Below are 14,333 nucleotides of genomic sequence, written 5' to 3' on the forward strand. Positions count from 1 at the left end.
ACAAGCTCATCTAAATTCTTTAGCCCTTAACAGCTCCTGCTGTCATTCCATCAATAATGTACTTCTGGAAAATAAGGAAGATTATGAAGATTGGTAAAATTCCAAACATTGATCCAGCAATAAGTACATCGTAGTTGTTGCCGTATGGTGTAAGCAATGTATTAAGTCCGATTGGAAGTGTAAACTTCTCTGCTCCCTTAAGTACTAAGAGTGGCCACAGAATTGCATTCCATGAACCCATTGCGCAAAGGATACCCATTGATGCAAATGCAGGCTTTGCAAGAGGAAGGATGATTCTCACTGAAATGCCATATTCTGAACATCCATCAATTCTTGCTGCATCAAGCAAATCCTTTGGCAGTCCTGATAAGTACTGCTTGAAGAAAAAAATTGTTGATGCGCCGCAGATACCTATGATGATTACACCTGTGTAAGTATCAATAAGCTTTAATGCAATAATTTCCTTGTAAAGTGGAAGCATTAAGATTTCGAAAGGTACCATCATTGTTGCAAGTACGATTGTGAAAAGTAGATTTTTGAATCTGAACTCATACATTGTCAGTCCATATGCAACAAAGTAACAAACTATCAAAGTAAGTGCTACCGAAATAATGGTAATTAATAACGAATTCTTGTACCACATGAAATATTTAATACTGTCAGCATTGCCGCTGAATAAATATTTGTAGTTATCAAGGTTCATTGTAGAAGGGTTCAAATCAATTGAAAGACCTCTACGAATAAGCTCTGTACCAGGTCTAAATGAAGCAAGTAAACCTGCAAATACAGGGAAAATAATGATTAAACATAGGATTACAAAAAATCCTGTTCCAAGTATTGTGCCTACCGTTCTCTTAGGAGTGCCAGACATTGTCTTTTGCTTTGACATATTAATCCTCTCCCTTCTTGAATGTTCCGTTGAATATAAGCTGAGCAAAGTTGATGATAAGAGCAACGATAAGAAGTACTACACCTACTGCACATGCATAACCCATATCATTCTTTTCAATACCACGCTTGTACAAATATCCAACAATTGTAAGTCCAATATTGTTTGGTGATGAATTTCCTGCCCATAACATGTATGACTCCAGGAACATTGCAAGACCGGCATATACTGAAATTGTAAGTACGTAAACTGTTGTTGGCTTAAGAAGAGGAAGTGTTACGAACTTGAACTTCTGCCAACCTGTAGCTCCATCGATATCAGCTGCTTCATATAAAGAGCTGTCGATTGATTTAAGACCTGACAAGAAGTAAAGCATGTTTACACCTGTCCATCTCCAGCAAGCTACGATTAAGAGGGCGAGCATACCTGACCAGCCCATCTTTAACCATTTATATGTTCCAAGGCCTAAAGCCGCTGTAATCATATTCATCTGACCTGTTGTATACTCAGTAAACATCAGGCGGAAAAGTGTACCAGAAATAACAACTGATGTTAATGCTGGCATATATAAAATTGCCTTCCATACACCCTTTGCCTTTACCAAATGACTATCAAGCAAAACTGCAAAAAGCATAGGGAATGGAATTAATAATACTAATGTAAAGAACATGTATTTCACACTGTTCCATACAGCAATATGAAATACCTTATCCTGTAATAGCTTTGAATAGTTAGCAAACCCAATCCATTCTGATTTAATAGCCCCAATATCCTGAAAGCTCATTGTGAAAGCTGTGATAAGAGGATAAACCCAAAAGAAGAAAAAACTTAATACAAAAGGTAAAACAAAAACGTATGGTGCCACCTTCTGAGAATATAAAAAGTTCTTGATTTTCATAATGCACCTTTCTCCATCTTTTAAAATAGGGCCGCCTAGGCGGCCCTTAAAAATAATTTCCTACTGCTCCATATCAATTGCATCCTGTGCTTCCTGAAGTGCATCATCAATTGAGTAATCTGGATCTTCAAGTACTTCGTTAAGTGTTGTTGTGCAGAAGTACTCATTGATTGTTGGGCTGATAGAAACTACTGAAATCTTTCCAATGTTGTCCATTCCGATATCAGCTAATACATCATATGGATAGTTGATGAAGAACTGGTTGTACTGGTTGTTCTCATCATGTGCGAATGCATCATCTGTCCAAAGAGCTGCGTTACATACGTCAAATCCAAGTGTATCCCAGATGTGCTGCTCGCCTTCTTCTGACATCTTTGCCCAGCAAAGGAACTCTGCTGCAAGATCAATATTCTGAGACTGCTGTGTAACAACTGTACCTGTACCACCAATACCTACAGAACAAATCTGGCCTTCCTCAAATACAGGGCACTTAGCAATGTACCAGTTGCCTGCTTCATCTGGCATGTAGTTTGTGAAACGTGACATATACCACATTGCCTTAGGGAATGAAACGATGTTTCTATCCATAATGTTCTGGAAGCCTGCCTCAAGGTCAACATGTCCGTCTGGAGAAACCTCTGCAAGACCTGACTTTAACCAATCCTGCTGCATTGAAAGCATGTTCTTAACTGAATCAAGCTGAACGTTTGCTGGATCATCGAAACCGCCTGTCCAGTCATCACCGTACTCAGCCATTGCAATCCAGAGCCAATCAACACCGCCTGTATCAACTGATGTCCAGTACTTACCTTCCTCAGAAACATTTCCTAAGTACTCTTCACCAAGTGCTGCATAATCATCCCAAGTCTTAACTGCATCAATCTTAGCAATTACTTCATCCTGTGTAAGTCCCATAGCTTCTGACATTGCAGCTACGTTGTAGTACATTACTGTAGCACCTACGTGGTATGGAGCTCCGTAGTAGTTACCATCCTCACCCTGATATGTTTCCATACGAGCTGTAACCATTGTATCAAGGTAATCAGCAGCGTAATCATTTAATGGTACAAGCCACTGATCAAGACCTTCAACTACGTTAGGGAACTGACCAACTTCTACGTCACAGATATCTGGAGCACCTGTGCCAGCCTCAAGAGCTGTAAGAAGCTTTGTGTGCATATCGCCATATGGATATGTTGTACATGTAATTTCGATTGTGTTGTCTGGATGCTGCTTGTTCCACTCCTCAGCCATAACACCGTAGTGCTGACCGTGAAGCTCAACGAATGTCCACATCTCTAAGTGTGTACCATTTGGATCACCAAATGTGTTTGTTACAACCTCAGATTCTGCTGTTTCCTCAGCAGCTTCTTCTTCTTCTGTAGCAGCATCAGGATCTACCCCACCTTCTGAAGCGCCACCGCAACCAGCAAATAAACTAGCTGCCATTGATGTGCAAAGAAGTGCACTAATCAATTTCTTCTTCATTCTTCTCCTCCTTTTGTAAAAAAGAAATGTTGTAATTGTTTCAAGCTTTTATAAATAGTACAATTAACTGAGGCTTGGTAGTTAATCAACATATTTTTCTAAAAGCTCAATAACTATTATGGTTTAATTATAACCTGCCACTACAGCAAGTCAATAATTATTTTAGTTTTTTCTAAACTATTTTGGATGTTCTTTTAATATTCACAAAAAAGACACGGATGATTTAGCAATTATTAACAAGTTGTTTGTCAATTCAGGCTTTCAAGTGTATATTTTCATCAATAATTTTATCTTTTGCTAAAATAATAGAATTCTAAAGCTCAACTATATTGACACCCATTTTGTTAAATTTTATAATTAAGAGTAATATTTTAAGAAATCATAAAAAGGAGAAACGTTATGATACACATAACTTCCCTGGATGATGGAGTCGAGCTTTTTAAAGCTTTAGGTTCTGATGTTCGTATTCAGATTCTAAACATACTATTGGAAAACGACCGCATGAGCATGAATCAGCTTGCTACTCAGCTAAATCTTAGCAACGGTGCGCTCACTGGTCACATTAAAAAGCTTGAAGAATGCGGACTCATCTCCACTTCTAACGAATCTGCCAGTCACGGCAATTCAAAGCTATGCTCAGTAATTCAAGACAAAATAGTCATAGAAATAGAAAAACCACTTGATTTAGCAAACGTATCTACTACAGATATTAAAGTGGGACAGTTTTCAAAATACGATATTTGCCCAACTTGTGGCCTTGCAAACAGTGCATCTGTTATTGGTGAAATCGATGATGCAAGATACTTTGCTCATCCAGATCACTTCAACGCAGATATCCTGTGGTTCACAAAGGGTTACGTAGAGTACGCTTTGCCAAATCTCGTTCCTAGCAACAACAATATCACTCAAATATCCATCTCATTTGAGATTTCATCTGAGGCGCCTGGAATCGACACCAATTGGCCTAGCGATATATCATTTTCTATTAATGGTAAAAAAGTAGGTATGTGGACAAGTCCTGGGGATTTCGGTGGCGAAATACTTGGAATGTTTACACCTGACTGGTGGCCACCAAACTGGAATCAGTACGGCCTTTTAAAGCTTCTTGTTGTAAATAAGTTTGGAACTTATATTGATGGTCTTCAGATTTCAGATGTTACTATAGACGATTTGAAGCTCAAACCTGGACAGCCACTTGATTTCCGCATCGCCGTTGAAGACGACGCAGAACACATCGGTGGTGTCACACTGTTTGGTAAGACATTTGGTAACTATGGTCAGGATATTCGAGTATCCATCAACTATAGCCCAATCAATTAAATATCTACCACGATTTACGTGGACAATGGGCAGCCTTCATGGCTGCCCTTAATTCTACATAGCATCCACAGGACATACATGTACCTGCATTTAGCTGGACGCAATTTTTACAGAGGGCCAGGCGGCGCTCATATTCATCATCGTCCACCTGGTCCTGTGCTTTAAGTTCATTTTTGTATTTTTCAATCATTTCAGCATCTGCTCTTGTCATATCTCTAAGCAGACATCTTGCACAAACTCTGTTTTCAATCATAATTAAACACTGGTCTTCCATCCTGCCAATCAAACTTCATAAGCATTGCATGGCGATTTGGATTGTAAAGTGGGTCCCCCACAATCTCTGTTTCTGTTCTAGCGTGATAAACCAGGATATCATTGCCCTCTTCATCTACTGTAAATGAATTGTGACCTGGCCCATATACCACATGCTCTGGTGATGAAGCAAGAACTGGATAACGCTCCTTTTTCCAAGATAATGGATCAAGCAAATCACTATCTGCATCTGCTGTAAGCATACCCATGCAATAGTTAATACCTGTATCGCTTGCAGAGTAAGTAACGAAAATCTTGCCGTTGCGCTGAAGTACTGCAGGGCCTTCATTTACCCAGTATCCATGACGTTCCCAGTCATAGTCAGGTGTAGTGAGAAGTACCTGTTCTGTTTCTAACGTATATCCGTTTTTCATTCTGGCAATATAAAGGTTAGAAATCTGCTTGCCTACGCTAACTTTCTCTGCCCAAATATAATACCATTTTCCATCATTTTCGAATACTGTTGCATCCAGAGAAAATGCCTCAAATGAAAACTCATCACTATCAGCTCTTGTCATTTTGCCCTTTTCAATCCACTCGTCATGAATAGGGTCATCTCCCTGACACTCAAGGACATATGGACGAATCTTCCAGATATCCTCTACCTCTCCACCTGCATAGTAAATGTACCATTTACCAAAAAGATAATGTAGTTCAGGAGCCCAAATGTGCTTAGACATTGGGCCACTTTCATGCTTATGCCAAATTTCCACTTCCCCAGCGACCCCAAGGCCCTCCAATGTGTCGCTTACACGCAACACAATTTTATCGTATTCAGGCACAGAGGCAGTAAAGTAATACTTGCCATCTGTGTGTCTGTATACATATGGATCTGCTCTCTGCAAAATCCATGGTTTATTGTATTCAAAATTTTTGTCCATTTTCACTCTCCACCTTAAGGCCTTATTAATATTTTACTCCCCAAACACTCTCATTGCTTCCAACAGCAGAGAATGTCATGCATTCTGTGCCGGCTTCATCCTGCATCTTGCAGAACACGCCGCTATAATCTTTTCCATCAATTGTGATGTTCATATAGTATGAACCATCTGTCATCGACCATGTACCAGAAACTTCTTTGCCCTCACATGTGCCATCAGAATTCAGATAAATGATTATCGGATTTGCGATATCACTAGAAATATCTGTACCCTGATTGATGAAATAATATCTTCCCTCTACCTCATCCATGCTATAACCAGTTTCAGAAACAGTCTCACCCTGAGTCTGATATGGTAAGTCGCATGGCCATCCTTCTGCATTCATAAGCATCTGATGCACTCTTGGAGAATGATTCTCTCCTCCATCGTTGAAACGAGTATGGTAAACCAAATACTCCTTTCCGTCGCTATCCACAAAAGCAGAGTTGTGGCCTGTGGCCATGTATGCTCTGTCCAAGCTAGGCAGCTTATAGTTACCAGAAAGCTTAAGTCCATAGTTTTCATGCATAGCACTCTTCTCTGGATATTCGCCATTCATATCAACGTATTCGCCATCCACTGTTTTAGAACGGAACACACGAATCTGATATCCACCGTTGCTAGTCAAAGTGCCATAAGATACAAACAGATAATAATAATCTGTGTTAGCATCGTACATAATATATGGTCCTTCAATGGAAATGTGTCCACCACCAAGAAGCTTCTTGCCATAGTATGGGTCAACATTGTTTGCTTCATCAGCCTCTGGATGAATTACAAGACCAGTCTCTGGGTCTAGCTCAAGCAAAAATATACCACCAGACCAAGAGCCGTAAACCATCCACATTCTTCCATCAGCATCATAAAATACTGTAGGGTCGATTGCATTTGGATAATCTTCGTAATTGTAGCCACCACTTTTAATATAGTTTTTCTTTACATAGTCCTCATCAACATAGTCAAGTACATCTGTAGAATCCACATTGCTAAGGTTAAAGCCTGAATAAATTAGTGGTGCCTGCCATTCAAATGGTCCCTCTGGCGATTCGCTGGTACCAAAGCAAAGATTCGATGCATTGAATGTGCTGGTTGTACAATAGTACATGTAATAAAGACCTGTTGTCTCGTTGTAAATAACATCCGGTGCCCACACATGTGTGCCGCCATCGTCTGTTTTGATAATACTATCCTTGGATCCTGAATAAGCAAAAGCTTCATCTGCCACATCATAAATCTGACCATAAACAGGATTAGATTTCATATAGCCATCGCCAATCATTTCCCAATTAAGTAAATCTGTACTTTTCGCTGCAGTCATATGACTACCATAAATATAATATGTTCCATCAACTTCTAATATGGATGGGTCGTGGACTGAAACGCCCGAAGAAGAAACGTCACCTGTGGCAATACCGTCATAGCTGACCGTGTAATTTTTCTCTTTAGATTCAGAGCTTGAGCAAGCCACCAGACCTCCAACCATAGAAACTGCTAGAACACATGAAATAAATTTTTTCATGCGTTATCCTCCATTAATAAGTCGAAAATCTTCAGACATCAAGCCCCTTATAAAAAATGTTTGAAGATAAAAATAACTGTTCAAACACTATTGTTTTGAACAGTTTTAATATATCAAATTTATTTTAAGAACACAATATTTATTTTAAATATTTCTAAAGTATTTTGATAACTTCTTTAACTATCAGTGAATCATTTACTGACTCGAATACTATATCATAGCCATGATAAGCCAACCTAAAATCACGATTTTTGCCTCTATCATAGCCTGCTCTTGGATCCTGACTAAGAACATCTATTGCAGACTGCCGCAAGTCTTGTGGTAATTTTGCCAGAAGCGCCTCTGGAAATTCCACCTTTACCTGAACCCCCTTAGAAAGTGAATCGGTAAAGCCGCCCCTTGCCTCTGGATGAGCATCTGCATAAGGGATATATGGCTTTATATCGTAAATCGGTGTGCCATCTAACATATCCACTCCGCTAACCACAAGCACTGGGCCCTCTTTTTCAGTTTGCTTTACTTCAATCAGCTTCACCGAAGAAAGGCCGATGTTGTTGGGACGGTATGGCGCACGGGTGGCAAACACTCCCATGTGCTTTTCCCCGCCCAAACGTGGCGGACGAACTGTGCCACCTTCTAAAGGCTTGTTTTTTGAAAAGCCCCACAATAACCACAGATAATCGTAATCTGTGATACCATCGATAAAGGTAGGATTTCTAAACTCCTCCGTAAATACGATATAGCCAATTTCATCTAACACCAGACCACTTTGCCTTGGTATCCCAAACTTTTGTGTGAAGCCTGTATGTATAAATGCTATTTCTTTTAATTCCATCAATACCTCTTAATAATAAAAGGCAGTACAAAATGTACTGCCCAATAGTCTAATATTACTTTCCTTCGTATGTAACGACTGACTCTACGTCGTACTTTGCAAGCTTTTCACGTCCTTTAAGACCAGCGAGCTCCATAAGGAAGACGATTTTAACAACTTCGCCGCCAAGCTCCTCAACAAGCTGAGCTGCTGCTTCGATTGTACCACCTGTAGCGATAAGATCATCTACGATAACAACCTTCTGACCTGGCTTAACTGCATCCTTATGCATCTCGATTGTAGCTGTGCCGTACTCAAGATCATATGTCTTTTCGATAGTTTCACATGGAAGCTTACCCTTTTTACGAATGAGAACGAATGGCTTGCCAAGTGCGTATGCAAGTGGTGCACCAAAGATGAACCCGCGGCTCTCTGCGCCTGCAATAACATCGAAATCAACATTCTCAATAAGCTTCTTCATTTCGTCTATAGCAAGTCGGAACCCTTCCGCATCCTGCAAGATGCTAGTAACATCTCTAAACATGATACCTGGCTCTGGGAAATCTGGAATAGTTCTGATGTAATCTTCTACTTTTTTCATATGACTCCTTCTATTAATGGCCGCATAATTTCCAATGGAGCGGCAAATTAAAGTCGGATAAAAATCTTATCCTTATAAATTATATGTTTTTTAAAGGCTTTTTTCAAGTACTTGACTACAGACGTCTTTCAATTTCAGCTCTCAAAAAAAGCTTACTATTATCCATTTCTTTTACCGGATGTAGCTTATCTCTTTTTATCAAATCATTAACATTTTGTCTGCTACATTCCAGTGCATCACATACATCTGATGTTGACATAATTCGTTGGTTAACAAACGTTTTAAAATCGTCGTAAGATAAAGGCAGTTCTTTGCCAATTTGAAATAATTCTTCACAAGAAATCTGTCTACTATCATCCCAACCTACTCCATAACCTGCAATAAGAGACCTTATAGAATAGTAATAGTTTTCGTTTATAGATAAATATTTAATCCAATCATATCTTTCATCGAATTCATTTAAATCACATAACTTAACTTTCCCATTGTAAAAAAATACCAGTAGCCTCATATTAGGTAGCAAAACAAAATCTTCAATTCTTTTTTCAAGACGCCCACTTATGTCCATTGGCATATATTTTACTGGTATTGGTTTTAGGTAAAAATCATCCTGTGCACATCTTCCATCGCTAAGATTAAGTAATTTGAATTCATCATAATAATCTAATCCCGCATCCTTTAAAATATATCCAATATTTTGTCTGTCTTCGGGAATAATACGTTCCTTTATCCAAAGATATGATACATATGGGCCCACTGTACGAGACCCTTTTTCTATGGCAGAATCTAGTAAAAGTGGCGCTTCCCAATATTCCAAATCATCTGGTAACTCTACTAAATATTGGTCAAGTGTTTCGTCGTATTGCAAGATTCCATATAATCTATCATCCCCTGGCAAATCACTTTTTATTTCGAAATACTTCATAAAAAGCCCACCTTTCAGATATCATTTCTGATATTTTTTCTATATACGCTTCTGTTAAAACATCATCTAATCCTTCAAACAATCCGTCAACGATAGCCTTTTTATTGGAAGGCAAGGGGAGCAAATATTCCTTTGGTATAGAAGCGAGATTTTCTAGTGTACTTCCTTTTCCAACAAAATCCATCACCTTTTTATCTTCCAACAAATCATTCTTATTAAGATTGTCAGGATTTGTAACATCAAATAATAATGACAATCCATGATCAAACAATGGTGCTAATCTGACACCGTTTTTATTCTTCAATACTTCTATATTTGCACCATGTCTGTCGCGATTAAGAATCAAATAATCCACAATAAACATCTGATAAATGTAGTCTTTCCACCCATACCTATTAGCAAACTCAAAAGGAGTTTCATTTGAATACTTATTTACCAGATAAAATGACTCAAAAGCAGTCTTCTTTTCTCCCTTTATCTTATAATCATAGGATCTGTTTATATATGTTTCAAATTCCTGATTATTAATAACAATCTGTGCTCGAATCAAATCATAACTTAAGTGCGGGATTTCTAACGCTGTAAGTAATCTGTCCACTATAAGCTCGTTAACAGCTTCGTGTCCGATTATTCCATTTCGGGAATCAAAGCTAGAAAGTTTGTAGTAAATTTTTCCTTCTGTGCCAATCTCCTCTGCTTTAAGAAGAGTACCTGCTGCACCAGAACTGTGTCTAGTTTTGCTCCAATTTAAGTATCTATAGTCTTGAAGTTCCTTTATTATTTCCATGAATATCCACCTCACAAAAATGTTATTATAAAACTTGACTATCGTCAAGTTTTATAATTTGCATATTAAAAAGGGGCCCCGAAGGACCCCAATTTGTGGATAGTACTCGAAAGTACCTATGCGTTTGGCCACGCTAATTATCCTAAGAGTGAAAGAACACCCTGAGTTGCCTGATTTGCCTGAGCGAGCATTGATTGGCCTGCCTGAGCAAGAATATTATTCTTGCTGTATGTAACCATCTCGTCAGCCATATCTGTATCACGGATACGTGATTCAGCGGCTTCTGTGTTCTCTACGACGTTGTCTAAGTTAGCAATTGAGTGCTCAAGTCTATTCTGTATAGCACCAAGTCCAGATCTCTGAGCAGATACCTTTGCAAGTGCATCTGCAATAGCATCTATTGCATAAGTTGCTGCTTTACCAGTTGCATCACCAACATTCAAGCCCTGAATTCCAAGTGCTGTAGCTGTCATCGACTCGATTGTTACACCAATCTTGTTTGTCATGTCGGCATCTGAACCAACATGAAGATTGAATGTAAGGTCCTTCTGCACAGTTGCTGTACCCTTTTCGATGATAAACTCTACCTTCTTGAGATTGGTACCTGTTACATCATTAGGTAGCTTTCCGTTTACATCATTTGCTGATGTTGTCGCATCAGTAACTGTAATTCCTGAACTGTTATACTTAGCATCTGGAACCTCAATAATTGAGTCAGAACCAATTGATGAAGCTGCTCTAAGTTCATTTGCGATGAGCTGGTATGCCTTTGCTGCTGTGATTAATGTAGCATCTTTTTCATCTACACCATCTGCTGGAGCACCACCTGTTGTTGTGCTAAATAATTTTGCAACCTTACCATTGTACTCAATTGTAGAGCCCTGGCTGGCAAACTTATTAAGCTCTGTTGCTGCAACCTCTGATGTATCTGAATTAGTCTTGTCTGCAATAGTAAATGATTTACCATCAATCTTTACTACTTCTCCAACTGTTAAGTGGATTTGTGCAGTTTTATCTGCAGATGTTCCTAAAACAGTAAGTGCATTTGATAACTGTTCTGCTGTAGTTCCGCCCTGTACACCGATTGTGTACTTTGTACCACCAATTGTGTAAGTATCACCCATTGCAAGGGCATTGATTGTAAATGTGGCTTTTGTTGTATTCTGTGTAAGTGTTCCATCAAGACCAGCGTCATGCGCAGCAACTATTTGTGACTTGGTGCCGTAGTCCCCCTTGAGAAGATAGGTCTCGTTGAACTTTGTTGTCTCTGCTACACGATCAATCTCTGTTGTAAGCTGAAGGATTTCATCCTGAATGGATGCACGATCAGACTCAGAGTTTGTACCGTTTGCTGCCTGAACTGCCAACTCATTCATTCTCTGTAACATAGAATGTACCTCTGTAAGGGCACCCTCGGCGGTCTGTACTGCTGAGATACCATCTGATGCATTGGTTGATGCCTGATCCAGACCACGGATCTGCTTTCTCATCTTCTCAGAAATTGAAAGACCAGCTGCATCGTCTGCGGCTCTATTGATTCTATAGCCACTTGAAAGTTTCTCAGTAGATTTTCCCTGAGCGTTTGTTGTAATTCCTAACATTCTTGAAGCATTAGCTGCCTGCATATTGTGTTGTACTACCATAATTTCTACCTCCTTGTAGATACTCCCACGATTCCATTCATGAGAGATGCATATTGCATAACATTAACTAAAAATCAAAAGTTTCATGACATGGAAACATACATACTTTAGGCTTATTTCCAGTATCTATATAACAAGGGAGTGACCAACCTCCACATGCTATCAAGGAAGAAATTATCACTATTACAAAATCACTAAAGATTTTTAATAGTGCCGTAGTATAACAAGCTTTATTTAATTGTAAAGCTGCGATTTGGCAAGTCACTTTTCCGCGCGATAATGAAAAATAACTGCCCAGGTGGACAACAAAAACAATCTGTTTACTGTTTCCATCTACTACAATTATCGGAAAACTTTCTACAAACTTTAGAAAAATTATAAAAAATAATTTAAACACCAAAAAAGAGGCCTCTTTCGAAGCCTCTAATTTAAAACCGTAATGTAATTTATTAACCGAAATGGCTATTAGCCAAGGATTGAAAGAACACCCTGTGTAGACTGGTTAGCCTGAGCAAGCATTGACTGACCTGCCTGAGCAAGAATGTTGTTCTTGCTATATGTAACCATCTCATCAGCCATATCTGTATCACGGATACGTGACTCAGCTGCGTTTGTGTTCTCTACTACGTTATCAACGTTTGCAATTGTGTGCTCAAGTCTGTTCTGGATAGCACCAAGAGAAGATCTCTGTGATGATACCTTTGAAACAGCATCAGCGATTGCATCGATTGCATATGTAGCAGCCTTACCTGTAGCATCTGCTACGTTAAGACCATTGATACCAAGTGATGATGAGCTCATGTCTGAGATTGTAACACCAATCTTATTTGTCATGTCTGCATCAGATCCAACGTGAAGGTTGAATGTAAGATCCTGCTGAACCTCAGCTTTTCCCTTATCAAGAGTAAATGTTACCTTATCATCATCATCAGCCTTAACAACATTTGCATTTGTTGCTGCCAATGTTGCAGCTGTACCAGACTTTGGTACAAACTGTTTAGTTGATGTTGTAATAGGTTCATCTGCGCCGATTGAAGAAGCAGCCTGAAGCTCTGTAGCCATAAGAGCATAAGCTTTTTCCTGTGTGATTACAGTAGAGTTTGCGTTATCAACGCCATTCTCTTCATCCTTGAATAATGTAACTGACTTACCATTGTACTCAATTGTAGAACCTGCACTAGCAAAATCTTCTAAATCGCTTGCCTTGAGCATCTTTGTTTTTGGATCAGTTGTATCATTTGAGATTGTGTAAGAGCTTCCGTCAATCTTTACAACTGTACCTTCAGCGAAACCTTTTACTGTACCATCATCATTTGTACCAGTAAGAATCTTTGTTGCATTCTCAAGCTGACCCTTTACACCTGTCTCTGTAGCTCCAGTATCTGAAACACCAATTGTGTACTTTGTTCCACCGATTGTTGTTGTATCGCCCATTGAAAGAGCCTTTACAGTAAATGTAGCCTTTGTTGTGTTCTGTGTAAGAGTTCCATCAAGACCTGCATCATGAGCAGCAATCTGGATTGACTTTGTACCGTTGTCACCCTTAAGAAGGTATGTCTCGTTGAACTTTGTTGTCTCAGCAACACGATCGATTTCTGTTGTAAGCTGGTTGATTTCGTCCTGGATAGATGAACGATCTGACTCAGAGTTTGTGCCGTTTGAAGCCTGTACTGCAAGCTCGTTCATTCTCTGAAGCATTGAGTGAACTTCTGTAAGAGCACCTTCAGCTGTCTGAACTGCAGATACACCATCCTGTGCGTTTGTAGAAGCCTGATCAAGACCTCTGATCTGCTTTCTCATCTTCTCTGAAATTGAAAGACCTGCTGCATCATCTGCTGCACGGTTGATTCTATAACCAGATGAAAGTTTCTCTGTTGACTTAGCCTGATTATTTGCTGTGATGTTAAGCATTCTTGAGGCATTCATTGCCTGCATATTGTGTTGTACTACCATTATTCTACCTCCATGTAGTTGCTTCCTCGAGTCCATTCGAAGAAGAAGTGCGTCCTGCACTTATAATAAAATTTAATCTATAATCAAAACAGACGCGCGCCACCTGTTTGACTACCAAATATAAAAATAATAAAAAATGGGAATTAATTAATTGAAATATCTGTTTCGATTAATAACATCCTTGTCCCAAATCGAAAGAAAATAGAATTTAGAAATAAAACCTATTCTGTCTCGTTATTTAAGTATGCTGTGAATTCCTTTTCA

General features: G+C 39.1%; 13 protein-coding genes. 1 reads left to right on the forward strand and 12 read right to left on the reverse strand.

Annotated elements, in window-relative coordinates; all coding sequences use genetic code 11:
• Nucleotides 1–19: 19 nt before the first annotated feature.
• Genes E7274_RS04370 through E7274_RS04380 form a run of 3 tightly spaced genes read right to left on the reverse strand, consistent with a single transcriptional unit; the run spans nucleotide 20 to nucleotide 3,275 of the window.
• Nucleotides 20–889, reverse strand: a complete 870-nt coding sequence (locus E7274_RS04370; RefSeq protein ID WP_081828665.1) for a carbohydrate ABC transporter permease — start codon at nucleotides 887–889, stop codon at nucleotides 20–22.
• A gap of 1 nt (nucleotide 890) precedes the next feature.
• Nucleotides 891–1,787, reverse strand: coding sequence for a carbohydrate ABC transporter permease (locus tag E7274_RS04375; RefSeq protein ID WP_044938225.1), 897 nt, complete (start codon nucleotides 1,785–1,787; stop codon nucleotides 891–893).
• A gap of 60 nt (nucleotides 1,788–1,847) precedes the next feature.
• Nucleotides 1,848–3,275, reverse strand: a complete 1,428-nt coding sequence (locus tag E7274_RS04380) for an ABC transporter substrate-binding protein (RefSeq protein WP_304174048.1) — start codon at nucleotides 3,273–3,275, stop codon at nucleotides 1,848–1,850.
• A 399-nt stretch (nucleotides 3,276–3,674) separates the two neighbouring features.
• Here E7274_RS04380 and E7274_RS04385 point away from each other — a divergent pair, with 399 nt between their 5' ends.
• Nucleotides 3,675–4,595 carry an ArsR/SmtB family transcription factor gene (locus E7274_RS04385; protein ID WP_304174051.1) on the forward strand — a complete coding sequence of 307 codons (921 nt, stop codon included), beginning with the start codon at nucleotides 3,675–3,677 and terminating at the stop codon, nucleotides 4,593–4,595.
• Nucleotides 4,596–4,599: 4 nt separating this feature from the next.
• Here the strand turns inward: E7274_RS04385 and E7274_RS04390 are convergent, their stop codons facing one another.
• From E7274_RS04390 to E7274_RS04430, 9 genes are all read right to left on the reverse strand, one after another.
• Complete coding sequence (locus E7274_RS04390) at nucleotides 4,600–4,848, reverse strand: DUF6171 family protein (RefSeq protein WP_033154513.1); 249 nt, start codon at nucleotides 4,846–4,848, stop codon at nucleotides 4,600–4,602.
• Complete coding sequence (locus E7274_RS04395; protein ID WP_304174053.1) at nucleotides 4,841–5,788, reverse strand: glycoside hydrolase family 43 protein; 948 nt, start codon at nucleotides 5,786–5,788, stop codon at nucleotides 4,841–4,843. Before E7274_RS04395 ends, E7274_RS04390 begins: the two co-directional genes overlap by 8 nt.
• Before the next feature lie 25 nt (nucleotides 5,789–5,813).
• On the reverse strand, nucleotides 5,814–7,346 hold the full coding sequence (locus E7274_RS04400; protein ID WP_304174055.1) for a glycoside hydrolase family 43 protein: 1,533 nt from the start codon (nucleotides 7,344–7,346) through the stop codon (nucleotides 5,814–5,816).
• A gap of 154 nt (nucleotides 7,347–7,500) precedes the next feature.
• Nucleotides 7,501–8,181: a tRNA (N6-threonylcarbamoyladenosine(37)-N6)-methyltransferase TrmO gene (gene tsaA / locus E7274_RS04405; RefSeq protein WP_304174057.1), complete on the reverse strand. Its 681-nt coding sequence runs from the start codon at nucleotides 8,179–8,181 to the stop codon at nucleotides 7,501–7,503.
• Between the two features lie 55 nt (nucleotides 8,182–8,236).
• On the reverse strand, nucleotides 8,237–8,761 hold the full coding sequence (locus tag E7274_RS04410; RefSeq protein WP_033154517.1) for an adenine phosphoribosyltransferase: 525 nt from the start codon (nucleotides 8,759–8,761) through the stop codon (nucleotides 8,237–8,239).
• 115 nt (nucleotides 8,762–8,876) lie between these two features.
• Nucleotides 8,877–9,686: a helix-turn-helix transcriptional regulator gene (locus tag E7274_RS04415; RefSeq protein ID WP_304174059.1), complete on the reverse strand. Its 810-nt coding sequence runs from the start codon at nucleotides 9,684–9,686 to the stop codon at nucleotides 8,877–8,879.
• A complete protein-coding gene (locus E7274_RS04420) occupies nucleotides 9,661–10,473 on the reverse strand; it encodes a hypothetical protein (protein WP_304174061.1) in 813 nt (270 codons plus the stop codon). Before E7274_RS04420 ends, E7274_RS04415 begins: the two co-directional genes overlap by 26 nt.
• Before the next feature lie 137 nt (nucleotides 10,474–10,610).
• Nucleotides 10,611–12,116: a flagellin N-terminal helical domain-containing protein gene (locus E7274_RS04425; protein WP_304174063.1), complete on the reverse strand. Its 1,506-nt coding sequence runs from the start codon at nucleotides 12,114–12,116 to the stop codon at nucleotides 10,611–10,613.
• A 465-nt stretch (nucleotides 12,117–12,581) separates the two neighbouring features.
• Entirely contained in the window at nucleotides 12,582–14,069 is a 1,488-nt protein-coding gene (locus E7274_RS04430; RefSeq protein WP_304174065.1) for a flagellin N-terminal helical domain-containing protein, read from the reverse strand.
• Between the last annotated feature and the right edge of the window lie 264 nt (nucleotides 14,070–14,333).

The organism is Pseudobutyrivibrio ruminis, assembly GCF_015057245.1.
Lineage (GTDB): Bacteria > Bacillota > Clostridia > Lachnospirales > Lachnospiraceae > Pseudobutyrivibrio > Pseudobutyrivibrio ruminis_E.